Raw genomic sequence first — 23,545 nt, 5'->3', positions numbered from 1 at the left:
AGGCAGTCACCGTCAGCATCACCGCCGACAGCGCAACGGCCAGAAGCGGTTTGAACAGCTTTTTGGTGTTCATGTTTTTTCCCCTCTTTTGATCAGATTTTTTGTGGTAAAAAAAATCTATTGTGTAATCAGGTCTTGATAGCCCCTGTTAACACCCCTTTGGCGAAGTGCTTTTGCAGCATCGGGAAGAAGCACATGATCGGCACCATCGATACGAAGACCGAAGCCATCTTCATTCCCGTGGAAAAACCAGATTTGTTCAGGGCGTCCACGCTGGCTGCATTCGAAACGTTTGTCGACGATTCGACGATAATGGTCCGCAGGACGTTTTGCAGCGGAAGCATTTCCGCTTTTCGCAGGAAGATCATCGCATCATACCATCCGTTCCAGAAGGCCACGCCATAGAACAGCGTAATGGTCGCCATAATCGGCGCCGCGAGCGGAAGGACGACGGAGAACAAAATGCGCCATTCGCCCGCCCCGTCGAGCCTCGCGGATTCCATCAAGGACTCCGGCAGGCCCTGGAAGTAGTTCATCATCAGGATCATATTGAAGGCACTGAAGCTTCCTACCAGGATGACAGACCACAGGGAACCGGTGAGGTGCAGCGATTTCATGACCAGGTACAGCGGCACAATCCCGCCATTAAAGATCATGGTGAACAGGACGAGGAAGAAGATAAACTTTTTCCCCGGGAACTTGTTGCGGCTGAGGCCGTAAGCCATCGTGCTCGTCAGGAACAAGCTCAGCGGCAGGCCGACCACCAGAATTTTAATGGTGTTCCAGAAGCCCGTCAGCAGCCTGCCGTCCTCGAACAGCGCACGGTAGGCGTCCAGCGTCGGATGCTTCGGCCACAGCATCATCGGATTATCGGCATACTCCTTCTGTGAGGCGAGCGAAATCGCGATCACGTTCAGGAACGGAATCAAAATAATTAAAGCCAACACAATCAGCACGATAAACATGATGTAATCGAGAAGCGTCATTTTACCGACCCGGTATTTATGCCGTTTCTCAGCATGCGTACTCATCTCTCTAACACTCCTTTCCTAACGGAACAATCCGTCTCCGCCCATCAGTTTGGCCACGCGGTCCGCAGCAAGCAGCAGAATCATGTTCACGAGCGAACGGAACAAGCTGACCGCTGTCGAGAACGAGAAGTCCGTCGAGGACTGGAACGTGATCCGGTAAATGTACACGTCGAGCACCTGGGACACGTTCTGCGTCGCGGCATTCGCCAAGTTGAAAATCTGATCGAAGCCGGCGGACATCAGGCCGCCCACGTTCAGGATGAACATGACCGTGACGGTCGGCAAAATGTTCGGCAGCGTAATTTTGAAAATTTGCTGCATCCGCGAAGCGCCGTCGATCTGCGCCGATTCGTATTGGTCCTGGTCGATCCCCGAGATAGCCGCCAGGAAGATGATGGCCCCCCATCCGGTGGATTTCCAGATGTCTGTCAAAATCAGCATCGGCAGGAACATGGGCTCGGAGCCGAGGAAGTTGATCGTCGGAAGTCCAAGAAGCTGCAGCGCGCTGTTCAGCAGGCCGTCATAGGAAAGGACGTTGATCACGATCCCTGAAACTATGATCCACGACAGGAACTGCGGAAACGTAAAGATCGTCTGGAACAGCTTCTTCGTCTTCCGCATCCGGAGCTCGTTCAGCAGGAGCGCCAGCAGAATCGGGAACGGGAAGGTGATGATCAGCTTGATAATGTTGATGTACAGTGTTCTCCACACCGCTTGGGCAAACGTCGGGTCGCGGAATACATACTTGAAGTTCTCCAGGCCGACCCAAGGGCTGCCCCAAATTCCCATGTTGGCTTTGTAATGCTTAAACGCAAGCGACAAGCCGCCCATCGGCAGATAAGCAAACAGGATCAGCCAGATGATGCCGGGAATAAGCAGCGTATACGTCATCCGGTGCTTCCAAATTTCCGTAAACAGATTACCGGTTTTGGAACGCCCCTTTACATTTTTGTTCGGCCCTAAGGCTGCGGGTTTCAATTGGCATCTCCTCACTATTCTTGGGTCTTGTCTTCAAACAGAAAATCAAAAGCGGTCTTTAAATGCTCTTCCCAAAAGAGCCAGTCATGCGTTCCCGGTCCCTCAACGTACCGGAAATCGAACGGGCTGTTCTCCATGCTGGCGGCAAACTGCCGGTTCATTCCGACGAACGGATCCTCCGATCCGCAGCAGCACAGCACCGGCGGCAGCCTTCGGCCCTCTTCGATCAATTTCGCGGACAGCGCATACACATCCTGATCCGGCTTCACCTCAAGCCCCGGTCCGAAGACGGCCTGCATCTCTCTGCGCATCCCTTCCGGCATCGCCGGGTCATTCAGACGCTGACGGATGTCGGTCACGCCCGAGAAAGATACGGCTTTGGCGTATCGCTCCGGGTAGGTGAGCGCGCATTTGAGCGCTCCGTAGCCGCCCATCGACAATCCCGCCACAAACGTTCTTTCGGGATCGGTATTCAAATGCAGCAGACGCCCGCACAGCTCGGGTAGCTCCTCCGTGATGTAGTGAAAATAGTCCAGCCCGTAAACCATGTCGGTATAAAAGCTTCGCCCTGCTTCCGGCATGATCACCGTACAGCCGTGCCTCGCCGCGAACATTTCCACGGTCGTCAGCCGGTGCCAGGTGCTGGCGTTGTCCCCCGCTCCGTGCAGAAGATACAACGTGCTTGAAGTGGGGACGCCGGTATCCACCGGAGAGATCACATGGATGCTGGTCGTCATCCGCAGCGTTGGCGAGCCGGTATCGATCGTTAGATGCGCCATATGTAACCCCTTTCATTTCAGTTCGACTGCTCTATCGTGTTGTCCGCCTTAGTCAGCAGCAGCCCCCTTTCGGGAAGCCGGCCCGGCTGAGCCGATAACGGACAGTTTCGGCCCGTCATTGGTTCTTCTGATCGCCGCTTGCGTTCCCGCCTAAGCAAGATCCTATTCAGCCTCATCGGGCGTTATCGGTAGCTGCCGCAGGAGCGTCAAAAGCGATGAAAGCGATTTTTTCGAATCGTTTCGATTAACATCATAAGCCCGTTGTCTAAACCTGTCAACAGCCTTTTTTACAAAGGCCCAGCGAACTGTATTTTTGTGCAAACCCCTGATCTCACTTACGTTAATGCGACAAAATCTGTATCGGATGACCAATGGTAACCGCTTACAAAATAGAGTTGACAAGATAAAGTAATCTGTAATAATCTCAAGATTAACGAGTCAATATGGAAACGTTTCTATAGATTTCATCCTATTCCTGACGGCCGTAGCGGAACGGCACATGCAGTAACCCGTTTCAGCCATAGGGATCAAGCGGAAGGAAGGCTTAACGATGACATTTCAAATCGACGGTTTTGTCGATAACGCAGGCAGCAGGAAACTGAACGTCTTATCGGTCCGGGTGCTGCAAAATGGGCAGCGGCTGGGGCTCTGGGACCGGGATGGCGACGCCCGCCGGCTTCAGCATTCGGTCAGCAAGTCTTTTACAAGCATGGCGGTCGGACTTGCCATCGCCGAAGGAAAGCTGACATTGGATGCACGGTTAAACGATTTTTTCCCGGACTATGGAAAATCGGTGAAGGATTCGCCCTATCCACCGGGAGAGCTGACCCTCGGTCATCTGCTCCGGATGGCTTCCGGCCACGATGCCCCGCCGCTCTGGGCGGAAGAGCGGGAAACGCTGCAGGAGAAAGATTGGGCCAAATACTATATGTCCCTGCCCTTGGACCGGATGCCCGGAGAGATCTTCACGTACAGCAGCGGCGATACGTTTATGATCTCGGCCATGGTTCAGGCAGCCGTCGGGGAGACGGTGCGCGATTATTTGGTGCCGCGGCTGTTCGAGCCGCTCGGCATCCAGGATGTCCGATGGGACACGTCGCCGCTCGGCGTCACGCTCGGCTGCACTGGGCTGTGGATCAGCTGCGAAGAGCTGAGCCGGTTCGGCCAGATGCTGCTGCAGAAGGGGCGGTGGCAGGGCGTCCAGTTGATCCCGGAGGCATGGATCGGCGAGGTTACGCGGAAGCAAATCGACACGCCGGGAACGGCGGACTGGGGTGCGGGTTACGGCCGCCAATTCTGGATGTGCACGCACGGAGCGTACCGCGCCGACGGCATGCGTGGACAGTTCTGCATCGTCATCCCGGACAAAGAGGCCGTGATCGCCATCAACAGTGACGAGGATGATATGCAGGGCATTCTCGACGCCGTCTGGGCGGATATTTTGCCCCAGCTCTAAGCGTGTTACATTTTCGTGACATGTCAGAAAATACAACAAAACGGTGCTTCCTCTTAGGCGAGGAGAGCACCGTTTTTGCTTGCTTGGGGATGAGGAATCTGGACCTTTCATATCTGTCATTCCCTTAAGAAATGACCCCTTTGGACAAAATCAGGTTGCCGTACAACGCACGTTCTCCGGTCGCCACGACCGCATAGGCTTTCTTCGCGCGTTCATAAAATTCGAAACGTTCCAATTCGGTGAACTTGATGTCTTCCCCTTCCGTCTCATGCACGATCTTGCGGTATACTTCCCACACCGGCGTTTCCACCGGATCTCCCGGCACCACCTGCATCAGCATGACGGGGTACTCCACGTACCTGTTCAGGGGCAGCAGTTCAAGCGCAGCCTGGAGCAGCTCGGGAATGCCGTGGCCGTCCGCCCGAACCAGCCGCTTGGCCAGACTGGCGGAAGGGAAATTTCCGTCGGCGAATACGATCTCGTCCCCGTGCCCCATTTCGCTTAATATTTTCAACAGCTCAGGAGAAAGCAATGCAGAAATTCCTTTCAACATGACAAAAACCTCCTATTATGTTCCCACTCGGGGTGTCCTGAAACATAATACGACACGCGGAAGGAATATCCTTCCTTAAATAAATTTTACAATCGCATGAAGCTCCCGGATGCAACGCTGTTGTATAATAGTGGAAAATGACCCCTAACACGAAACGGAGGATTTGTCGTCCATGAAAAAGACCTGGCTGCTCGGCTTCGGATTTTTCAGCATCAGCATTACCTGGGCGCTGTACAATGCGTTTGTTCCGTTTTTCCTCGATCCGTATCTGAAGAGCGCCGCGTGGATCGGCTTCATGATGACCATCGACAACTATTTCGCCCTGTTCCTGCAGCCATGGATCGGCAACCGGAGCGACCGGACCGTCTCCCGTTTCGGCAAGCGGATGCCCTACCTGCTTATCGGCATGCCGCTCGCTGCCCTGTTCGTCGTCCTGATCCCCTTTCACACCAGCCTGCTGACGCTGGTCCTGTTCATGATGCTGATGAACCTGGCGATGAGCCTCTACCGCTCGCCAACGATCGCGCTCATGCCGGACATCACGCCGGAAGGGAAGCGGACCAAAGCCAACGGCGTTATCAACTTCATGGGCGGCGTAGGCGGCATTCTCGCGTTTGCCGGCGGATCGCTGCTGTACAACCAGAACCGCTCCTTCCCGTTTATCGCCGCGGCGGTCATCACCCTGCTGTCGCTGTGGATTCTGTACCGCTTCGTCCCCGTTCGGGGAAGCGGTTCCGCACCTTCCTCCGCGCCGCAGGAAGGAAGCCGGATCAAGCTGCGCGGCGAGCTGGACCGGACGACGGTGCTGCTGCTGATCGCCATCTTTTTCTGGTTCGTCGGGTATCAGGGCGTCGAATCGTTGTTTACGCTTTACGGCAAGCATCATATGGGGCTGCAGGAAAGCGCCGCTTCCTTCTCCCTGACCTTCTTTTCGCTGTTCTTCGTCCTGTTTGCCATCCCGAGCGGCTGGCTCGGCAACCGTTACGGGAAGAAGAAGATCATCCTGACGGGCGTCGCCGGCCTGTTTCTCGTGTTCGCGGCCGTTCCGTTCATCGGGACCGTGGGACCGCTCCGCGTGCTGCTTGCCCTCGGCGGCATCTTCTGGGCGTGCATCAATATTAATTCCTATCCCTTCATCGTATCGACCGGAAGCGAAGCGAGCATCGGAACCCGAACCGGACTGTATTACCTCGTGTCCTCTCTGGCGGCGATCACCTCGCCGCCGCTGCTCGGGCTGATCATCGACCAGTTCGGCTACGCCTCCTTGTTTGTCGTCGCGTCGGCCAGCCTGCTGATCGCCCTGCTGTTCCTGACGATGGTTCGCCATGACGGTAAAACGGCCGGCGCAGGGTCCGAGACATCGACGCTAAACGGATAACCAGATGGGCGTATTACAAAAAAACATCCGCGGCTGACGAAGCCAAACGGATGTTTTTTTGCTATATGCGAATTGCCAATGCCTGCTACACCAGCAGGTCGGCGACCACCGGGAAATGGTCGGACGGCATTTTGCCATGGCGGTGGTCGGTGATCACGCCAAAATTGCGCACCCGTACCCCGCCGGTCACGAAAATAAAATCGATGGCGCTCTCGAACTCGAGACCATGCTCCTCGCCCGAGTTCAAATACGCAGGGAACAGCCGCGCGGCCGTTTCCCGGGAGTCAAAGCCCTGGAAGGTGAATGCCGGGCCGAAATGCCGGTAATCCGCGCTGACCGCCGCATCACGCAGCAGAGCCCCGCCCTCTTCTTCGCCGCAGAGGACGCGGTAGGCTTCCGAATCGCTGGTGACGTTGAAATCCCCGGTCAGCACCGCGGCGCCGCTTTCCACCAAGTCCCGGATCCGGCTTTTGATCAAATGCGCGCTCTGCTTAACCGCCTCGACGCCGATGTGGTCAAAATGAGTGTTCAGATGGATAAATTCTTTTCCCGTATATGTATCTTTGAACCGGCACCAGGTTACCATCCGGGTGCAGGCTGCGTCCCAGCCCAATTTGCCCGGCTTCTCCGGCTCTTCGGACAGCCAGAAATGTCCATGCTCCAGCGGCTCCAGCCGCTGCTTCAGGTAAAAGATGCAGGCGTATTCGCCGTCCTGCTTCCCGTCCTCCCGTCCGGCTCCGATCCAGCCGTACTCCGGCAGACGCTCTTCCAGATCCGTCAGCTGGTTATGCAGCACCTCCTGCATGCCGACCAAGTCGGCGCGGTGGAAGCGGACGATTCCGGCAACCAGGTCCCGCCGGCTGTTCCATGTATTCTCGCCTTCCTTGTCATAGTCGTTTTTGATGTTATACGACATGAACCGGAGCTCGATCTCCGGTATGGCTGTGTTGCTCACATCAACACCTCATTTCTCAAAGTTTGCGCACGCCCATTCTACCATAATCCGCCGGAAAGCGATCACAAAATTTGGTTAATGGCACGAATAACCCCCTCCAGGCGGGTTCTCAACTTTGATATGATCGTGCTCTGCTTTGTGGGATCTACTATGTGGGACGCCAATACAGGACACGGCGAAAAGGCCGCTCTTTTGGATCCGACAGATCCAAGAGAACAGCCTTTATCGGAAACACGTTATTTATGGGGCCAGCTTGGCCATCAGGCTGCGGAGCGCCGCTCCGCGGTGGCTGATCGCCTGCTTCTCCTCTATCGTCAGCTCAGCCATCGTTTTCCCATAATCGGGAAGATAGAATAGCGGATCGTACCCGAAACCGCCCGAGCCGGCGCGGTCGGCGGTAATCCAGCCCTGAACCGAGCCGGAGGCCTCAATGAAGCCGCCCGTTGCCGGATCATACAGGATCAGCGTGCAGACAAAGCTCGCCGGGCTGAGCAGCGAATCCTGAACGTCCGCGCCCATCTTTTTGTCCTCCAGCATTTGCAGCAGCTTCTCGTTGTTCTGCTCATCCGTGGCATGCTCACCCGCAAACCTGGCGGAGTACACGCCCGGACGGCCTTCCAGCTCGTCAACGCATAAGCCGGAATCGTCGGCCAGCACTGGAAGCCCGAGGACATCGCCTACGGTTTTGGCTTTCTTCAGCGCATTCTCCGCAAACGTGCTCCCGTCCTCTACTACATCCGGGATGCCGGGATAGTCGAACATGCTTTTCACCTGTTTGCCCAGCGGGGCGAAGGCATGCTCAAACTCCTTGACCTTCCCTTTGTTCTTCGTCGCCACAATAATCGTATCGCCCGCCGGAATCATGCTAGGCCTCTCTTCCGGCTTGTCCCGAGCCGATCATCAGCGCAATGGGGCCAAGAGCTTCCTTCTGCTTGGCGATCAGCTCGAGGATGCCCTGCTCTCCAAGCTTCAAGAGCTCATCAAGCTCCTGCCGCGTGAACGGGCTTTCCTCGCCGGTTCCCTGCAGCTCGACGAACGCGCCGCTGCCGGTCATGACGAGGTTCATGTCCACCTTCGCCTTCGAATCTTCCTCATAATTCAGATCGAGCAGCGGCTCTTCACCGACCACTCCGACGCTGACCGAAGCCAGAAAGTCGCTGATCGGGAACACCGGCAGCTTGTGCTGCTGGGCGATTTTGTTGATCGCAATGGCCATCGCCACAAACGATCCGGTAATCGACGTCGTGCGCGTACCTCCGTCTGCCTGAATGACGTCGCAATCCAGCGTGATAGTCCGCTCGCCCAGCGCCTGCAAATTCACAACGGAGCGTAGCGCTCTGCCGATCAGCCGCTGAATTTCCATCGTACGTCCGCTGAGTTTGCCGCGCGCGGCTTCCCGCTGGTTGCGGGATTGCGTCGCCCGGGGCAGCATCGAATACTCCGCCGTTACCCAGCCTTTCCCCTGTCCTTTCAAAAAAGGAGGAACCTTTTCGTCCACCGTGGCGGTGCAAAGGACTTTGGTGTCCCCCATTTCAATGAACACGGAGCCTTCCGCGTACTTGTTTACGTTCACTGTCAAATTCATCGGCCTAAGCTGATGGCTGCTGCGTCCGTTTGATCTCATCATTTCTGCCTCCTACTTCGTTCGCATCCTGTTTAAGCAACCTTTATTTTACCAAAATGGAGGGATAAAAACACCCTGAGCTGCCCTTAAAGCGGGATTTCGTTAATATAATCGGGGCGTGTGACCGGCTGGCTGTAGTCCAGATTGTCGGTTCCGACGACCTTGGACTCCCCGTTCAGCTCGATTTTGACCTTTGGATTCCCCGCGTTTTCCGCCACCGTCAGCACGACGGACTGGAGCATTTCGGTCGGTACCGCATCGCCTTCGGCGAACATGTCTTCCTTCAAGGATACCGTTACCGTGCCGTCCTTCTCCTTCTTCACGGACTGCAGCTGCGTCTCGTCGGTCATGACTTGTTCCAGGCCGTCTGTCTCCTGCGGACCGCGGATCAATTCGGCAAGTGCCGACTGCAGCGCGTCCTGGCCCGGTTTGACAAGCCGCGTTACCGGAACGTAGTACTGGATGCCTGCCGGCGATGCCGCCGAGAAGTAAACGGTGACTGGCGACGAATTCGTCAGCGTGGCCCCCTGCCCAACTTCCAGATTGATGCCCATGCTCCGGCTGAGCGGCTGATCCAGCGGAGTGCCCCCTACAGGCATTTCCGACAGCTTCTTGCCGTCAACCCACAGCTGGACCTTTTGCACATCCGCATTACCGGTCAGGGTCCAGGCCAGCGATTCGAGAATTTTGCGCTCATCCGGCGCTTTGTATTTCGTGAATGCACTGTTAAACTCGACAACAGCCAGCTTGTTATCCTTGTCCACCGTGACCTTCTTGACCTCGGTTCCTGCGGGCAGGACGCCCGTGAAGCCTTCCGGAATATATTTGGCATAGGCACCGCCGGAGACGAGCGTTTCCACCGACAGCTGAACCGAAGTCTTATCCTTTACTTCCGGCAGACCGAGGGTGACGGGGGCAAGCATCCCGTTCCCGTCCGCCAAATACACGGTTGTCGGGGTGCCGGTAAGCTCGGCCTTAGCCTTGGCGCCTGTGGTGCCTGTGCCGTCCGACATATTGAGCATCTGCTCCTCGACCGCCTTCGGCGGCGCATCGATGTCTTCCGAAGCCGAATGGGTCCCGAACAAACCGCAGCCGGACAGGATAACGGGAACGGCCAGCAATCCGGCGGCGGAAATGCCGCGAATTTTGTTAAGCTTGGTCATAAGTCTGGTTCCTCCTAATCATTTTGTACAGTTTGTACTACCATGTATACGAGCCCCCTTCCGAAAAAATAACAGCCGGTCCATATTAATTTTATTCAGGCCCCTGCGCCTTCCCTGCTGCTTGAGGATGCGTCAAAATGGGCATAACTGGACAAAGATATACTGCAAAACATACAATCAAATTGCGTGAAGTTACATAATACTTGGATGACGGGGTGACGTAATGAGTGAAGCAAATGAGGCAAAGCAAGCAAAAATTCCATACAGCTTAAACAGTAAAAAGGTATCCGAAGCGACGCGGGAATGGCTTCATAACCGGGGCGTGAGGGTGGAGGAGATCGCCGAGCTCGTTATGCTGCTGCAGAAAAAGTACTATCCGAACCTGACGATGGAGGAATGCATCCTGAACGTGGAGAAAGTGCTGAGCAAGCGCGAGGTGCAAAACGCGGTGCTGACCGGCATCCAGCTCGATATGCTGGCCGAGCAGGGCAAACTGCTCTCCCCGCTGCAGGACATGCTGGAAAATGACGAGAGCCTGTATGGCGTCGACGAAGTGCTGGCCTTTTCCATCGTGAACGTATACGGAAGCATCGGCTTTACAAATTACGGGTATATCGATAAGCTCAAGCCCGGCGTGCTGGAGCGCCTGAATGACAAAAGCACCGGGGAAACCCATACGTTCCTTGACGATATCGTCGGCGCGGTCGCCGCGGCGGCCAGCAGCCGGATCGCGCACGGCAAGCAGGCGGAGAAGGAAACGGGCGACGGGCCCGATGAGGTTCGGCTTCCCGAGGATCACTAAAACAACTCTATCATCATAGAGGAGGGCTGATTCGTCAGCCCTTCTCTTGTCATTTGGCGAGGAAAATAACGCAGAAGGTTCGGAGCCGGACCAATGCAACGCTCCGAACGCAAACAAGGACGGCCTCTTGGCCGTCCTTCCTGCTCTTCCTGCCGCTATGTAACGGCGGCTTCATATCGGAAGATGCCGTCATGACCCGGCACCTTCATAACCTGGCCGCGCCGCTCCAGCTCCTGCGTATGCGCCAGCGTCTCGCACATGGCGAAGCGCATCTGGTGAATGCCGAGCGCGGTGCCGAACAGGGCGGCGCACAGCTCGAAGCCGGTCGCCGGCCCTGCCTGAATCCGTCCCAGCACCCGAACCAGCCGCTCTTCATGATGCTGAAGAAGGGCTTCAAGCCGGGCCACAAAGTGGTCAAACGGATTCCGATGACCCGGATAGGCCCGTTTTACCTGGAAGCTCTGCAGCTTCCTGAGCCCGTTCAGAAACGAATGCAGCGGCTCGGGATCGCTTCCGGGCAGCAGGCTGACGTTCGGGGAGATTTGCGGCAGCACCGCATCTCCGCACAGCATGACCCCGCTCTCCTCATGCAGCAGCGACATATGGCCTGGCGCATGGCCCCACGTTTCGATGGGGATCCATCGCCGCCCGCCCATCTCCAGCGGTTCCCCTTCGGTCAGCGGCAGCACCGCCGGCAGCGGCTCCACCTGCGGGAAGAAGCTCTCCAAATGGGCGGGGAGCTGGCTTGTCCATGCCTCAGGCATGCCGTGCTGCCGGAACAATAGCGGCAGGTCGTCATTCATCGTGGATGCCTCGCCCCACATCCGCTGCATTTCCTCCGCCGCCCGCGCGGACATCCGGACCGGGCAGCCCGCCTTTTCCTGGAACCACCCCGACAATCCCAAATGATCGGGATGATGGTGCGTAAGCACGACCGACTCCACGTTCCCGATAGGGATGCCCAGCTCATCCAATACCTTGTTCCAGGCAGCTTCATTCTCCGCGGTCCGCGGTCCCGGATCGATCACCGTAACCCCGCCTGAAGGCCCCCGCAGCAGATAGCTGTTTACCCAGCGCAAAGGGTATGACATCGCCATCTTCACCTGAATGATGCCGTCTTCATAGTGCGTAATCTCGGGTATATTCAATGCCCCGTCCTTCTTTCATTTATGCTTTCTCTTCCTGCGGGCGCCGTCCCACAAAAATCATCCGCTGTGAGCGCCCCTCGTCATAATCGACTTCCTCATTATAGCCGCCGTACACTTCGTCTGTCATGAGCCCGGCTTCCTGCAGCATTTCCTCCAGCCGGCCGCGCGTGTACAGCTTCACCCGCTCGTGATACTCCCGTGTGCCCTTGGTGCCGTGCATATCCGATATGGAGATATCCTTAATTACAAAATCCCCTTCGATTCGGCGCTTCTCCACGATTCGCTGCCCCTCTTCCTCCCGCTCCGATTCCGGAACCAGATGTCTCCGGACAAAAGGGGAGTTCATGAAATCGATAATAAACCACCCTCCGGGTTTCAGCATTCGGCGAATCTCCCGGAGTACTTTGAGCTGCTCCCCATCCTCGCGAAAGTACCCGAACGACGTAAACAGATTGACGACCGCGTCAAACCCGCCTTCCAGCGGAAGTTCGCGCATATCGGCCTGCCGCCAGTCCACCCGCTCCTTCGTGTCCAGCCTCCGGGCTTCCCGCAGCAGTACGTCGGAGAGGTCAACCCCGGTGACGCGGTAACCCGCGTCCACCAGTGCGAGGGAGTGCCTGCCTGTTCCGCAGCACAAGTCGAGCACCTGCGCCTCTGGCGGCAGGTCCAGCCAGGAGATCATCGTCTTGACCTCCCGGGCTGCCCCTTCGATGTCACGGTGCTTATATACCAGGAGATAATCCTCTCCAAAGCTTTTTTCATACCAATCCTTCATCCTCTGCGTCATCCTCCTGTGTATGTGAGTCGGTTCCATGAATTATTACATTCAAAAAGGACGGTTGAAACCAGCCTGCTGGCAGCCTGTGCCCGCCGTACGCAGTATAGGATTCGACGCGCCATGGGATTGTATGAATCGAGCCGTTATCGGACTGGCCAGGTTTACGACTCAGGCATATATTCATGCGACAGGATCGAATACAGCCAGGAGTTCGCAAAGCCTCCTTTATTCGTCGGCATATGCTCGCGGAGATAGCCTTCTTTTTGCATGCCGATCTTCTGCATGACCCGCTCGGACCCGATATTTTCCGGACGGCAGGTCGCATAAATCCGGTGTACTCCCAGCTGCCGGAAGCCGAATTCCAGCATCGCCTTCGCGCATTCCGAAGCATAGCCTTGGCCCCAATGATCCGCATGGAAGCAATAGCCGATTTCTCCGTTCGAGCCCGAGACGTTGATTCCGCAGCCGCCGATCAGCTCCCCGTCCGTTTTGCGGGTTACCGCCCACTCGTAATGGGTCCTGGGCTCTTTCTGCTGCATCGCCTTCATGCCTGCGACATAATCCTTCGTTTCCTCCTCGGTATTCGGACCCCAAAGGGTATAACGGGTAACTTTGGGGTCTGATGCGTACCGGTGCACGCTCTCCCAGTCTTCCGGCACAAACTCGCGGATGACCAGCCTGTTCGTCTCCAGCCTCATTTCATGTCTCCTCCTTCGAACCTCATTGAATGAATTGAATCCAGATTAATCCATCTGCCTTTCGGTGTCGACCCCCTTAAATGAAGATCATTAGGAAAACTGCCACAGCCGCCATCATTTGCCGAAACATAGCGGAAAATAATGCGGAACCCGGCCCATATTGCGACAAACCTTTCACCAGACTGGTGATATAGTAAATATGCACTAATCATAGTGTTTTAAAAATTGGAGGGATTAGATATGGAACATTTGGAATTGGACATCTTGATGGCTGACGAAGAAGCAGAACAGGAAGAGCAGATCGACGACATCGAAGAAGAAGATGAAGAGGCGGAAGACGAGGAAGAATCCGAATTCGTAGAAGAGGCGGATGAGGACGAAGACGAAGAAGCCGACGATGAAGAAGCCGACGATGAAGAAGACGACGAAGAAGCTTAACTGGCAACACAATCCCTTCTCCCAGATACACAGAAGCTAATCCAACAGACCTGTTCAGCGATGAACAGGTTTTTTGATTTCGATCGCAAAAATACAACGAGCAGGCCGTCCTCCCATTTCAAGGAATCAGCCTGCTCCTGTTCAGCCGTTCAATGTAATTATTTGCTCAGCGTTTCGGTCAGCACCGGTACGATTTGCGATTTACGTGACACAACGCCCTTCAATACGGCCGTATTGTTCTCAAGCTTCACGTTATAAGCCGTTTCAACCGCAGCAGCGGATTTTCCGAGGGCCAGCGCCACGGAATCGTTGTTCAGGATATCCGTTACGACAAACACGAACAGATCGAGACCCTTCTCGCTGATGATCGCGTTCAGGGCGTCCTCCAGTTCACCCTGACGGTTCAGGACGTCGTTAGGGTCCACCGTGTTCACTTGGGCGATTTCCACTTTGCTGCTGCCCATTTGGAATTCTTTGGCGTCCAGGGAGATCAGCTCGGCAATCGTCTTGCTGCTGACATCTGCACCCGCTTTAAGCATGTCCAGCCCGTACTGCTCCAGGTTGACTCCGGCGATGTCGGCGAGCTCGCGTGCAGCGGCTACGTCCTCCTCGGTGCAGGTTGGGGATTTCAGCAGGAGCGTATCGGATACGATCGCGGATACCATCAGACCGGCGATTTGCGGCGTAACTTCAACGCCTTTTTCCTTGAACAGCTTGTTCAGGATCGTTGCCGTGCAGCCTACAGGCTCTGCGCGGTAGTACAGCGGATGGCTTGTCTCGAAATTCGCGATGCGGTGGTGGTCGATAACCTCGCTCACGCGCACCTGATCGATGTCGCTCGCGCTTTGCTGGCGCTCATTATGGTCAACGAGAATAACCTCGCTTGCTTCGTTAGCCACGGTTTCCACTTGGCGAGGGGCCTCGGCTTTGAAATAATCCAGCGCAAACTGCGTTTCGCCGTTGACGGCGCCCAAACGAACCGGCTCCGTATTATGGCCGAGCTTATTTTTGAGGTAAGAGTATACGATTGCCGATGTGATCGTGTCCGTGTCCGGGTTTTTATGCCCGAAAATCAATGTTTTTGCCATGGTTTCAACTGCTCCTTTATCGTTTGGAATAAATGAAGACTTGGTTCATGCCGTAATCTACATACGATTATAGCGGTAATTGGGCTATATTCCAATTCCTTTACAGAGATTTATTCCTGAAGGCTTGATTACAGCCTGATTTCGGGAGGCGTCTTGGCCGGGATCCGCTTCAGCGGCTGGCCCTCTTTATAATACAGCGACGGATTGAGCAGTACATAAAAAATATGGGTATGCGGGCATCCGAGGTTCTCGAGAATCCGGTTGATGTTCTCGGCGATCGCATGATGCTTCTCTTCCTCACGCGGGAACATGAAAATTTCCACGGACCGGGGGCTGTTTGTGATTTTTTCCACATGTAAAAGCTCAATTTTGACGATTTCTTCCGGAATGTTGGCGATTCCTGAAATGCATTCGATAATGGCCGGTGCGGCGGTCTCCACCTTTTCGACGGGTTGGCGACGACGTCGATTTTCTCCTGCACGCGCTCCGGGCTCCCCNGAAAATGGCGGTTCAGCGGCTTCAAATTGTCGTCCAGCTCGTACAGAATCGGCACCGCGGTCGGGATGTTCAGATCCACGATGTCCTCCTCGCTGAATTTTCCAGCACCTTCATCAAGGCCCGCAGGCTGTTCCCGTGCGCGACGACGAGCACCTTCTTGCCCGCCTTGATCTGCGGTACGATCTCCGCTTCCCAGTAAGGGAGCACGCGCGCGATCGTATCCTTCAGGCTTTCTCCCAGCGGAATCTCCTGCTTCGTCAAGTTGCCGTAGCGCTTATCCTTGGGAGGGTAGCGGTCATCGTCGGCCGTAATCTGCAGCGGGGGCACGTCGTAGCTCCGGCGCCACAGCATGACCTGCTCCGCGCCGTATTTCTTCGCCGTCTCTTCTTTGTTAAGTCCCTGAAGCGCGCCGTAATGCCGTTCGTTCAGCTTCCACGATTTGCGGATCGGGATCCACAGCAGGTCGTTGACGTCCAAAATATAATTCAGCGTTTTGATCGCCCGCTTTAATACGGACGTATATGCGATATCGATTTCATAGGGAATATCCTGCAGCAGATGCCCGGCCTTGATCGCTTCCTGGACCCCTTTGTCCGTCAGATCGACGTCCGTCCAGCCGGTGAACCGGTTCTCGCGGTTCCACTCACTTTCCCCATGTCTGACCAGAACCACCTTGTACATGGTGCCACACTCCTTTACTGCCTTACTCGTAACAAACTACCGGTATAGCTTTTAACCGATAAGCATTTTTTAAACTTTTCTTTTCATGCCAATCATTTTGCATACAGGCTGCGGGTAAGCTGCCGTCCCTCTCAGGACTACTGTTTGCGGACCCTCAGCTCTTCCCAACACATGCTCTGCAGAGGTTCCCGCTGGGGTAGACTCCGGGACGTTCGGCGGTTGCCTAACAAGCCGGGCAGATTTACAATAACTACTGTTACATCATAATCGGAGAACGACGGAGGTACAATAATGAGAAATGCTTATTTGTTCGGCCAAATCGAGCGAGTGCGCACGGGCATCATCAACAAAGTGTCCGCGCTGCCAGAATCCAAGCGGGATATCGTCCCCGACGGATTCAACAACAATATCCACTGGCACCTCGGGCATTTGCTGGTCATATCCGACATGCTCGTGCTCCAGTACAGCGGCAAGGATGGCGTCATTCCGGCCGAATACCGACCTTATTTTGCTTCGGGGACGAAACCGGCGGATTGGCAGGGCGAGGCACCGGCGTGGGATACCCTGATTTCGCAGCTCACCGAGCAGATTCGCGTGTTCCAAGAGCAGCTCGGTGACGACCTAAATCAGCCAGTCGCCAAAGCGGACAACTTTGCCAAAGCCGAGACGATCGACGAGCTGCTGGTCATGAACATTAATCATGAAGCATCGCATGCCGGCATGATCAACGCCATGCTGAAGAAGCTGGCCTGATATCGGATCAGCAGACAGCACAAGGCAGCCCTTCCCTCCGTATCGGAGAAAGAGGCTGCCTTTATTTTTGGAGAGAACTCGGGTTAGAAACCGACGGTGGTAACCTTGAGTTGGGGATGAGTACGCGTGGACCCCTCCGCTATCGCCACCAAACGAAGCATTGATTCATAACCAAATGCGGAGCGGCATCGCGTGTCGTCAAAACGGATTAACGATAGTCGTCATGCAGACGCCACCAAATGTAAGGCTGGGTTTGCGGCCATCCTTCAGGCGAATCCTCCCACGTTTCCTGGCGGCCAAAGGGTGTCAGGTCGAGCATATTGAAGTCCGCGCGGATCCGGTCGACGCCGCGAGAGGCTGTGAAATAGGTGCGGAACACCTCATCTCCATCACGGAGAAAGACGCTTAAGCCGAATCCGCCCCCAGCACCCATGTCATTGTTGAATTCGTTCCCGTTCGAAGAGAACCAAGGTACATTCCAGCCCATCCGGTCTTTGAACGGCTGGATCTGAGACAGGGGCGCGGGGGAGACGAGAATAAAGGTCGTATCACGGGCATTCAGATGGGCAAGGTGGCCGATATTGTCGACAAAAGAGGAGCAGCCTGTGCAGCCTTGGCTGGCACCCGGGGCCATCATGAAGTGGTACACCACAAGCTGGCGGCGTCCGTCAAAAAGATCAAGCAGTCGCGCTGGACCACCTGGTCCCTCGAACATATAATCTTTGCCGATCCGTACCATCGGCAGCCTGCGGCGCTCTGCGGCCAGCGCGTCCAGCGCGCGGGTAAGCTCCTTCTCTTTGACGAGCAGCTTGTCGCGCGCGTCCATCCACTCTTGTTCCGAAACGATTTGCGGAAGTGCTGTGTTTTTCGTATCCACGGGTATCCTCCTCCAAGTTTTAAAGGATTCGTTGATTCTGCCATTATCCTAAATAGATTGAACTAAAGTTGCATCGAACTTCCTGTAATAACGGCCCGACAGTTGCCCTATAACATTCATTTCTTTAGTTCATTCTATCCTAGCATGTTTCATTTCCCGGGATTTCTTATGAATTGCGGAAAATGATATTCATTTGCACATTACCGATGTTCTGGAACCGCAGGCTCCATTCAGACGTTCTATATAGAAAGGAGCTGATGGATATGAACGTGTATCTGATCATCTTTGGGCTGATCTTGATTGGAGGCGGCATCATGAACCGCCGGAACCCGGGGAGGGGATGGCGGAGCAGTGAAAGCTGGAAGACAGAAGAAGAAGCGGAGCCCAGCGAATCCTACCTGGAACTCCAAAAGATCCGCGGCTTCCTTGCGATCGTGCTCGGCTCGATTTTTATCGTGATCGGGTTGTTTATGCTGTTGTTTTTATGACGGCCCCTTTTCCAGAGAACAGACCATTTTGAAGTTTCCGGGTACCGCCTGGAACCCCAGCAGATCGCGGTTGATGCGAAGCATGGGACCGTTCAGCGAATCGTTGTGGGTTCGCAAATAAGGCACACCGGCAGCGCGTGCGGTTTGTATGGCCAACAGCTTCAGCGCCAGCCCGATCCGCCGGCCCCTATACTCCGGCAGCACACCGGTAAACTGGTGGTACATCGCCTGGGTTTGTTCGTTCTGCTGCAAGGTCACGACGCCGACATAGCGGTCCCCGTCCTTGGCGATATGTACATACTCCGGCCGCACGCCGGCCATGTTAATGTTCCATTTCTTCCATTCCTCAAACCAGGGGAAATCCTCGTTGTATCCCGGAATGTCCTGATGGGCGATCCTGTACAGCTCATGAAGCTTTCGCTCCTGCGCCTCTCCAGGCTCATCCTTCAGCGTCACGAACTTAATGCCGGATGACTCGGCGCTGCGAACGCTTGGCAGCAAAGCTTGGTCGGTAAAAGACGACAGGTCCAGCACGGATTCAAAGGTGTGGCGTTCCATCAGGTAGCCCCGGCGTTCCGCAAACGCCAGCGAGGCCCCGTCATTCTCCCTCATAAAACAAACGAGACGGCAAGCCTTAACCAGGCGCGCCCACTCGCGCACTTCCCGGGACAGAGCCCTGCCGGCTCCGCGGCCCCGTTCATCCGGATGGACGACAAGGGTGACGTTGAGGCTGCCGGGTTCGTTCCAGGGCGCACGCCAGGCGATGGCGTAACCGATGACCTCTCCCTCCCCGTTCACCGCGACCCATTTCGGGCGATCCCAGCCCATTAGCCGCCCCTCTTCGTCGTAATGGAGCTGGCCCGGCGGAATGCTTTCCTCTTCGTCCTGCAGCTGCTTGGCGGTGACGGGTTCCGACCAGATCAGGCTCAGCAGCGCTGCGGCTGCTCGAAAATCCTCCCTGCCAAAAACGGCGAATCGTAAAGTTTGACAATATGTATTCCTCCAAAAAATGGTATGGGTCTGCCTCGCTCATTATCTCATGCAATCACCTTGATGAAGCGATAAAGTTTGGATATAGCGTTTTTTTCCTTAGCCGGAGCGCTTTCCGCTCCCCCACGTGCTCATATATATTAATCTTTGAAAATCAAACTTTTGCACGCTATCATCTGTCCGATACCGATTTGTGAAGCCGGCATAGAATATATCAATCTTAAGAAAAGGAGTGATATATTTGGCAAACAGCGATGTACGTCTTGCCCTTTGGTCCGGCATTAATTTTACGGGCCGCAGAATTTTGTTCAGACGCGGTGGAGTTGCGGTCCGCGACCTTGGAGCTTTCCGCTTCGACAATCTTCTCTCCAGCTTCCGTCTCAGAAATACGGTGCAGAGCAATCAAGTGACGCTGGTTTTGTTCTCACGGATTAATTTCCAGGGATCTTTCCGCGTGTTCCGTGGCAGCCAAAATGTAGCCAACCTGGGCAATTTCAACTTTAACAACGTCACGTCTTCTTTCATCCTCGTTGGACGCAACCTGACGAACGCCGAAATTTCCCAAATCCAAAGCACCGGCAGACCGCCGCAAGACATTCTTATCATCAGACAGTAACCATCTGCAAAGGGTACCCGACAGGGTACCCTTTCTCATGTAACCAAATCCCCGCATAAGATGGAAAGTGAACAAAATAAAGAACCTCCCGCATGTCTTCCCGTCAAGGAAGACATCCTGCAGAAGGCCAAGGTCGCAAGAGAGGCTTCGATCAGATTTTTAATTCCCCAAGCTTGATCAGCTCGACAACGGCCTGAGAACGGCCTTTGACGTTTAATTTCTGCATCACATTGGAAATATGGTTCCGGACCGTCTTCTCGCTGATAAATAACTGACCGGCGATATCGCGTGTCGTTTTGTCCTGAACGAGCAGTTCAAATACTTCGCGCTCACGATGAGTCAACAAAAATTTGCTCTTATGATCGTTCCCCTTCAATGGTGTCACCCCTCCTTGCTCGGGTTTGTATGGTATAACAAGGTAAAGGGATACAGTCAACTCATATTATGTAAGGCACCGGGCTTTGGTGTCGTTATGCTTAAAAATTAGGCACCTGCCTTGAAAGGGCTTACAATAAGGGAGATTTCGGCATTTTAAAATGGCAGTTGACACATCGTCGGTAACTCATTATGATGTTGCTATCGATGAAATTGAGAATCATTATCAAATTGATCTTTCCCCCGTTTCTTCTATAAGAAATAGAGGAAATTTTTCTTGCGGTTACAGAATCATTCAGCGCCGCTGAAAATGTACACATTCTATAATCTAAAAAAAGGAGCTGCTTTGAACTTGAAGTTACATACGATCATCCCCGCTGGTATTATCCTCTCCTCCCTGCTCTTCGCAGGCTGCTCGGAGAAAGAAAGCGCGGATTCTGCTGCCAGCGAGGCAAAGACTGAGACGTCAGCCGCTAATACTGACACATCGGCGCCAAGCGCCGGTACCGATACAGCTGCGGCGCAGACGGCCGATTTCAGCGCAGCCGTGGAATCCTACCGCACCTTCGCGGTGGAGCAGTGCGATCAATTCGTGAAGCAAACGGAAAAATTCACCGAAGCGGTGAAAGCCGGCAAGCTCGAGGAAGCGAAGGCCCTATATGCCCCGGCCCGTTCCTATTACGAGCGGATCGAACCGATTGCCGAGGCGCTTGGCAATCTGGATCCCGACATTGACGCCCGCGTGAACGATGTGGATGCCGCCGAATGGCGCGGATTCCACCGGATCGAGAAGGGACTGTGGGAGGATAAGACGACCCACGGCCAGGAAGCCTTTGCCGACCGGCTTCTGCAGGACGCGCAGCTGCTCCGTGCCAAGGTGGAGACGGTCGATATTGACGCCAGCCTGATGGTAACCGGAGCGGTTGAGCTGCTGAACGAAGTGTCTTCCTCCAAGGTAACCGGCGAGGAGGAGCTGTACTCCCACACGGACTTGTACGATTTTGCGGCCAATGTAGAAGGCGCAGCCAAAATTTACGAAATCCTGAAGCCCGACCTGGCCAAAAAGGACCCGGATCTAGAAAAGCAGATCGGGGAGCGATTTGATGCGCTCAAGAAAGAGCTGGACGCCTACAAGAAAGGCGACGGATACGTCAGCTACACCGAGCTGAAAGAGGACGAAGTCCGCAAACTCAGCCAAAACCTGGATGCCCTGGCGGAGCCGCTGTCGAATATGGGCACCCTGCTTGGAGTGTAAAGCATGTCAAACCGTGAGCATGAGGAAACCAAAGATTCGTCGATTTTGAAAAAGCCGCTGTCCCGCCGCGACTTGTTGCGGCTGGCGGGCACCGGCGGCCTGGGACTGATCATCGGGGGCGCCGGTATCGGCGGCCTTTTCGCCGCGAAGGAGCGGAAGACTGCGGCAGCTGTTGCCGGCCAGCCTGACACCGAAGACCGCATCCCGTTCTACGGGAAACATCAGGCCGGCATTATCACCCCTTCGCAAAACTTCATATACTTCGCCGCTTTCGACGTGACCACGACCGATGCGAAGGAGCTGAAGAAGCTGTTTCAAGCCTGGACCGCCGCAGCTGCGGCCATGACCGAAGGCTCCATGCTCGGGGAAGAGAGCGCCAATCACAACCTGCCGCCGGTGGATACCGGAGAATCGGCAGGTCTTTCACCTTCCCGGCTGACCCTGACGTTCGGCGCGGGGCCGTCCCTGTTTGATTCGCGTTTCGGGCTCGCCTCCAAGCGGCCGGCCAATTTCACCGATCTCCCGGCCTTTAACGGGGATCAGCTGGACGCCCGCTGGTGCGGCGGCGATTTGGCCGTTCAGGCCTGCGCGGACGACCTGCAGGTGGCGTTTCACGCCATCCGCAATCTGGCGCGCATTGCCCGCGGCACGGCCGTGCTCCGCTGGACCCAGGAGGGCTTCCAGCGCACCGGCAGCGCCGACCCCGCAGGCGGAACCCCGCGGAATCTGCTCGGCTTCAAGGACGGCACGGCCAATACGGATACGACAAGCAGCGAGCAGATGAACCGGGTCGTTTGGGCCGGGGCCGAAGGCGGTGCAGCCTGGATGGCCGGCGGCAGCTACATGGTGGTACGCCGGATCCGGATGCGGATCGAGGTGTGGGACCGATCCTCCCTGAAGGATCAGGAGGAGACGTTCGGACGGTACCGGGCCAGCGGCGCACCACTTGGCGGACAGCACGAGTTCGACAAGGTCGACCTGTCCGCCAAAGGTCCCGACGGATCGCCGGCTATTCCGGCCAATTCGCATATGGCGCTCGCCCGCGGAGACGGCTCCGTGCAGATCCTCCGCCGGTCCTATTCTTATTCGGGGGGCATGGATGCCAAGACCGGCCAGCTGGATGCCGGACTGCTCTTTATCTGCTTCCAGCGCGACCTGCAGAAGCAGTTCATCCCCCTTCAGCAGAAGCTTGCGAAGAGCGACCGGCTGAACGAATATATTCAGCATGTCGGGAGCGCGGTGTTCGCCTGTTTCCCCGGCGCCTCTTCGGGAGGCTATATCGGAGAGACGCTATTGTAGCCCGTAGATATCAAACTCTAGCAGAATTGACATAAAGGAGACTTCACCATGCTGCGAAGCAACCTTACGCCTCGTACCGGACGATGGAACCGCCCGCTGATCGGCGTCCTGCTGACCCTTGCGATGCTCCTCATGAGCATCTTGGCCCCGCGCGCCGAAGCGGAAGGAAATCCCGCCCTGGATTCCCTTCTGCCTTCTGTAGGCAGCGCCCTGGTTGAAGCGGGCCAGCAGGAATGGTCCAAAGCGAGCGAGGATCTGAACCAATTCAAACAGCTCTGGGAGCCGGTCAAAGCCGGGGACAAGGATCATGCCGGCTTGACCGCGGCCGTCGACGCTGCGCTTCAAGACGCGCAGCGCAAGCTTGCAAGCGGCGGACCGGAGGCAAAAACCGCGCTGTCTGCATTGGCCAAGGCGGTCAACGCATACGTCACCGCGGCCGAGAGCCCGAGCGGATCTACTGGCGCCGCCATAAGCGGCGTGGAATCGGCCAAGAAGCTTCTGCCTCTGGCGCAGGACAGCTTGAAGGCCATGCAGGCGGGGGACTGGGACGCGGCCAAGCGAAGCTATCAGTCGATCGTGGATGCATGGCCGACGGCAGAAACTCCAATCCGCAGCGATAACTTCACGGTCTACGGACAGCTTGAAACCGGGATCAGCCTCGTGCGGATCGCCCTCAGGCTGAGCCGGTACGCGAAGAGCAGGCCGTGAAGGAATGCAGAAGCTGACTACGCTGATGACCGGTTATACCGAAGGAAAATCGCTGCCGCTGATTCCGGTAGTGACGGAAATTACCGGCTATCCGACGTGCTGGGCATCCTCGAAACCGCACGCCAGGATGCGCAGG

The 23,545-nt window shown here is 55.7% G+C and carries 26 protein-coding genes and 1 pseudogene; 10 read left to right on the top strand and 17 right to left on the bottom strand.

Annotated elements, in window-relative coordinates; translation table 11 throughout:
• Positions 1-128: 128 nt before the first annotated feature.
• From CPT76_RS34710 to CPT76_RS34700, 3 genes are read right to left on the bottom strand one after another with little or no spacing between them, the layout of a single operon-like run.
• The gene (locus tag CPT76_RS34710; RefSeq protein ID WP_076174223.1) at positions 129-1,031 is read right to left on the bottom strand and encodes a carbohydrate ABC transporter permease; all 903 of its coding nucleotides are present in this window, start codon (positions 1,029-1,031) and stop codon (positions 129-131) included.
• A gap of 18 nt (positions 1,032-1,049) precedes the next feature.
• Positions 1,050-2,009, bottom strand: coding sequence for an ABC transporter permease (locus CPT76_RS34705; protein ID WP_105446130.1), 960 nt, complete (start codon positions 2,007-2,009; stop codon positions 1,050-1,052).
• A gap of 14 nt (positions 2,010-2,023) precedes the next feature.
• Positions 2,024-2,788, bottom strand: a complete 765-nt coding sequence (locus CPT76_RS34700; RefSeq protein ID WP_105446129.1) for an alpha/beta hydrolase — start codon at positions 2,786-2,788, stop codon at positions 2,024-2,026.
• A 550-nt stretch (positions 2,789-3,338) separates the two neighbouring features.
• Here CPT76_RS34700 and CPT76_RS34695 point away from each other — a divergent pair.
• A complete protein-coding gene (locus tag CPT76_RS34695) occupies positions 3,339-4,244 on the top strand; it encodes a serine hydrolase domain-containing protein (protein WP_105446128.1) in 906 nt (301 codons plus the stop codon).
• A 124-nt stretch (positions 4,245-4,368) separates the two neighbouring features.
• On the opposite strand, the gene fucU is transcribed toward CPT76_RS34695, so the two are convergent.
• Positions 4,369-4,797: an L-fucose mutarotase gene (gene fucU / locus CPT76_RS34690; RefSeq protein ID WP_076174215.1), complete on the bottom strand. Its 429-nt coding sequence runs from the start codon at positions 4,795-4,797 to the stop codon at positions 4,369-4,371.
• 172 nt (positions 4,798-4,969) lie between these two features.
• On the opposite strand from fucU, the gene CPT76_RS34685 reads away from it, so the two are divergent.
• The gene (locus CPT76_RS34685; RefSeq protein ID WP_105446127.1) at positions 4,970-6,175 is read left to right on the top strand and encodes an SLC45 family MFS transporter; all 1,206 of its coding nucleotides are present in this window, start codon (positions 4,970-4,972) and stop codon (positions 6,173-6,175) included.
• A gap of 85 nt (positions 6,176-6,260) precedes the next feature.
• Here the strand turns inward: CPT76_RS34685 and CPT76_RS34680 are convergent, their stop codons facing one another.
• The 4 genes from CPT76_RS34680 to CPT76_RS34665 form a co-directional block, all read right to left on the bottom strand.
• On the bottom strand, positions 6,261-7,130 hold the full coding sequence (locus CPT76_RS34680) for an endonuclease/exonuclease/phosphatase family protein (protein ID WP_258169085.1): 870 nt from the start codon (positions 7,128-7,130) through the stop codon (positions 6,261-6,263).
• Between the two features lie 240 nt (positions 7,131-7,370).
• On the bottom strand, positions 7,371-7,994 hold the full coding sequence (locus CPT76_RS34675; RefSeq protein ID WP_105446126.1) for an XTP/dITP diphosphatase: 624 nt from the start codon (positions 7,992-7,994) through the stop codon (positions 7,371-7,373).
• A 1-nt stretch (position 7,995) separates the two neighbouring features.
• Entirely contained in the window at positions 7,996-8,757 is a 762-nt protein-coding gene (rph, locus tag CPT76_RS34670; protein ID WP_105446125.1) for a ribonuclease PH, read from the bottom strand.
• A gap of 83 nt (positions 8,758-8,840) precedes the next feature.
• Positions 8,841-9,917, bottom strand: a complete 1,077-nt coding sequence (locus CPT76_RS34665; protein WP_076174208.1) for a GerMN domain-containing protein — start codon at positions 9,915-9,917, stop codon at positions 8,841-8,843.
• Positions 9,918-10,140: 223 nt separating this feature from the next.
• Between CPT76_RS34665 and CPT76_RS34660 the strand changes: the two genes are divergently transcribed.
• Positions 10,141-10,719, top strand: coding sequence for a phosphatidylglycerophosphatase A family protein (locus CPT76_RS34660; protein ID WP_105446124.1), 579 nt, complete (start codon positions 10,141-10,143; stop codon positions 10,717-10,719).
• A gap of 155 nt (positions 10,720-10,874) precedes the next feature.
• Here the strand turns inward: CPT76_RS34660 and CPT76_RS34655 are convergent, their stop codons facing one another.
• The 3 genes from CPT76_RS34655 to CPT76_RS34645 all read right to left on the bottom strand — a co-directional run bounded on the left by CPT76_RS34655 (position 10,875) and on the right by CPT76_RS34645 (position 13,343).
• Entirely contained in the window at positions 10,875-11,867 is a 993-nt protein-coding gene (locus CPT76_RS34655; protein ID WP_105446123.1) for an MBL fold metallo-hydrolase, read from the bottom strand.
• A 19-nt stretch (positions 11,868-11,886) separates the two neighbouring features.
• On the bottom strand, positions 11,887-12,642 hold the full coding sequence (locus tag CPT76_RS34650; RefSeq protein WP_105446122.1) for a class I SAM-dependent methyltransferase: 756 nt from the start codon (positions 12,640-12,642) through the stop codon (positions 11,887-11,889).
• 164 nt (positions 12,643-12,806) lie between these two features.
• Positions 12,807-13,343: a GNAT family N-acetyltransferase gene (locus tag CPT76_RS34645; protein WP_105446121.1), complete on the bottom strand. Its 537-nt coding sequence runs from the start codon at positions 13,341-13,343 to the stop codon at positions 12,807-12,809.
• Positions 13,344-13,583: 240 nt separating this feature from the next.
• Between CPT76_RS34645 and CPT76_RS38165 the strand changes: the two genes are divergently transcribed.
• A complete protein-coding gene (locus tag CPT76_RS38165) occupies positions 13,584-13,781 on the top strand; it encodes a hypothetical protein (protein WP_181153240.1) in 198 nt (65 codons plus the stop codon).
• A gap of 158 nt (positions 13,782-13,939) precedes the next feature.
• On the opposite strand, the gene CPT76_RS34640 is transcribed toward CPT76_RS38165, so the two are convergent.
• The 3 genes and pseudogenes from CPT76_RS34640 to gpmA form a co-directional block, all read right to left on the bottom strand.
• Positions 13,940-14,869: a manganese-dependent inorganic pyrophosphatase gene (locus CPT76_RS34640; protein ID WP_105446120.1), complete on the bottom strand. Its 930-nt coding sequence runs from the start codon at positions 14,867-14,869 to the stop codon at positions 13,940-13,942.
• A gap of 128 nt (positions 14,870-14,997) precedes the next feature.
• Positions 14,998-15,309, bottom strand: coding sequence for a DUF1904 domain-containing protein (locus CPT76_RS41065; RefSeq protein WP_258169100.1), 312 nt, complete (start codon positions 15,307-15,309; stop codon positions 14,998-15,000).
• 32 nt (positions 15,310-15,341) lie between these two features.
• A pseudogene (gene gpmA, locus CPT76_RS34635) lies at positions 15,342-16,048 on the bottom strand (2,3-diphosphoglycerate-dependent phosphoglycerate mutase); the annotation flags it as partial.
• Positions 16,049-16,339: 291 nt separating this feature from the next.
• Here gpmA and CPT76_RS34630 point away from each other — a divergent pair.
• Positions 16,340-16,801, top strand: a complete 462-nt coding sequence (locus CPT76_RS34630) for a DinB family protein (protein WP_076174194.1) — start codon at positions 16,340-16,342, stop codon at positions 16,799-16,801.
• A gap of 208 nt (positions 16,802-17,009) precedes the next feature.
• On the opposite strand, the gene CPT76_RS34625 is transcribed toward CPT76_RS34630, so the two are convergent.
• Complete coding sequence (locus CPT76_RS34625) at positions 17,010-17,678, bottom strand: DUF899 domain-containing protein (protein WP_105446119.1); 669 nt, start codon at positions 17,676-17,678, stop codon at positions 17,010-17,012.
• A gap of 263 nt (positions 17,679-17,941) precedes the next feature.
• On the opposite strand from CPT76_RS34625, the gene CPT76_RS34620 reads away from it, so the two are divergent.
• Positions 17,942-18,166: a DUF6199 family natural product biosynthesis protein gene (locus CPT76_RS34620; protein WP_105446118.1), complete on the top strand. Its 225-nt coding sequence runs from the start codon at positions 17,942-17,944 to the stop codon at positions 18,164-18,166.
• Here CPT76_RS34620 and CPT76_RS34615 read toward each other — a convergent pair.
• Positions 18,161-19,036, bottom strand: coding sequence for a GNAT family N-acetyltransferase (locus CPT76_RS34615; protein ID WP_258169099.1), 876 nt, complete (start codon positions 19,034-19,036; stop codon positions 18,161-18,163). The two genes, CPT76_RS34620 and CPT76_RS34615, sit on opposite strands and share 6 nt — an antisense overlap.
• A gap of 361 nt (positions 19,037-19,397) precedes the next feature.
• On the opposite strand from CPT76_RS34615, the gene CPT76_RS34610 reads away from it, so the two are divergent.
• Positions 19,398-19,772, top strand: coding sequence for a hypothetical protein (locus tag CPT76_RS34610; RefSeq protein WP_105446116.1), 375 nt, complete (start codon positions 19,398-19,400; stop codon positions 19,770-19,772).
• A 151-nt stretch (positions 19,773-19,923) separates the two neighbouring features.
• On the opposite strand, the gene CPT76_RS34605 is transcribed toward CPT76_RS34610, so the two are convergent.
• Positions 19,924-20,148, bottom strand: a complete 225-nt coding sequence (locus CPT76_RS34605; protein WP_036649309.1) for a helix-turn-helix domain-containing protein — start codon at positions 20,146-20,148, stop codon at positions 19,924-19,926.
• A gap of 351 nt (positions 20,149-20,499) precedes the next feature.
• Between CPT76_RS34605 and efeO the strand changes: the two genes are divergently transcribed.
• From efeO to CPT76_RS34590, 3 genes are read left to right on the top strand one after another with little or no spacing between them, the layout of a single operon-like run.
• Complete coding sequence (gene efeO / locus CPT76_RS34600; protein WP_105446192.1) at positions 20,500-21,402, top strand: iron uptake system protein EfeO; 903 nt, start codon at positions 20,500-20,502, stop codon at positions 21,400-21,402.
• 3 nt (positions 21,403-21,405) lie between these two features.
• A complete protein-coding gene (gene efeB, locus CPT76_RS34595) occupies positions 21,406-22,701 on the top strand; it encodes an iron uptake transporter deferrochelatase/peroxidase subunit (protein ID WP_105446115.1) in 1,296 nt (431 codons plus the stop codon).
• A gap of 48 nt (positions 22,702-22,749) precedes the next feature.
• Positions 22,750-23,409 carry a hypothetical protein gene (locus CPT76_RS34590; protein WP_105446114.1) on the top strand — a complete coding sequence of 220 codons (660 nt, stop codon included), beginning with the start codon at positions 22,750-22,752 and terminating at the stop codon, positions 23,407-23,409.
• The last annotated feature ends 136 nt before the right edge of the window (positions 23,410-23,545 follow it).

It is taken from the genome of Paenibacillus sp. AR247 (assembly GCF_002968895.1).
GTDB lineage: Bacteria > Bacillota > Bacilli > Paenibacillales > Paenibacillaceae > Paenibacillus_AQ > Paenibacillus_AQ favisporus.
This window is presented reverse-complemented; position numbering and strand designations above follow the sequence as displayed.

Excerpts from the sequence above, each read along its gene's own strand:
- CPT76_RS34640 (WP_105446120.1), bottom strand. The coding sequence starts at position 14,869 with ATGGCAAAAACATTGATTTTCGGGCATAAAAACCCGGACACGGACACG.
- CPT76_RS34590 (WP_105446114.1), top strand. The coding sequence starts at position 22,750 with ATGCTGCGAAGCAACCTTACGCCTCGTACCGGACGATGGAACCGCCCG.
- CPT76_RS34630 (WP_076174194.1), top strand. The coding sequence starts at position 16,340 with ATGAGAAATGCTTATTTGTTCGGCCAAATCGAGCGAGTGCGCACGGGC.
- rph (WP_105446125.1), bottom strand. The coding sequence starts at position 8,757 with ATGATGAGATCAAACGGACGCAGCAGCCATCAGCTTAGGCCGATGAAT.
- CPT76_RS34700 (WP_105446129.1), bottom strand. The coding sequence starts at position 2,788 with ATGGCGCATCTAACGATCGATACCGGCTCGCCAACGCTGCGGATGACG.
- CPT76_RS34665 (WP_076174208.1), bottom strand. The coding sequence starts at position 9,917 with ATGACCAAGCTTAACAAAATTCGCGGCATTTCCGCCGCCGGATTGCTG.
- CPT76_RS34695 (WP_105446128.1), top strand. The coding sequence starts at position 3,339 with ATGACATTTCAAATCGACGGTTTTGTCGATAACGCAGGCAGCAGGAAA.
- CPT76_RS34675 (WP_105446126.1), bottom strand. The coding sequence starts at position 7,994 with ATGATTCCGGCGGGCGATACGATTATTGTGGCGACGAAGAACAAAGGG.
- CPT76_RS34650 (WP_105446122.1), bottom strand. The coding sequence starts at position 12,642 with ATGAAGGATTGGTATGAAAAAAGCTTTGGAGAGGATTATCTCCTGGTA.
- CPT76_RS38165 (WP_181153240.1), top strand. The coding sequence starts at position 13,584 with ATGGAACATTTGGAATTGGACATCTTGATGGCTGACGAAGAAGCAGAA.
- CPT76_RS34660 (WP_105446124.1), top strand. The coding sequence starts at position 10,141 with ATGAGTGAAGCAAATGAGGCAAAGCAAGCAAAAATTCCATACAGCTTA.
- CPT76_RS34685 (WP_105446127.1), top strand. The coding sequence starts at position 4,970 with ATGAAAAAGACCTGGCTGCTCGGCTTCGGATTTTTCAGCATCAGCATT.
- CPT76_RS34710 (WP_076174223.1), bottom strand. The coding sequence starts at position 1,031 with ATGAGTACGCATGCTGAGAAACGGCATAAATACCGGGTCGGTAAAATG.
- efeB (WP_105446115.1), top strand. The coding sequence starts at position 21,406 with ATGTCAAACCGTGAGCATGAGGAAACCAAAGATTCGTCGATTTTGAAA.
- CPT76_RS34620 (WP_105446118.1), top strand. The coding sequence starts at position 17,942 with ATGAACGTGTATCTGATCATCTTTGGGCTGATCTTGATTGGAGGCGGC.
- fucU (WP_076174215.1), bottom strand. The coding sequence starts at position 4,797 with ATGTTGAAAGGAATTTCTGCATTGCTTTCTCCTGAGCTGTTGAAAATA.
- CPT76_RS34645 (WP_105446121.1), bottom strand. The coding sequence starts at position 13,343 with ATGAGGCTGGAGACGAACAGGCTGGTCATCCGCGAGTTTGTGCCGGAA.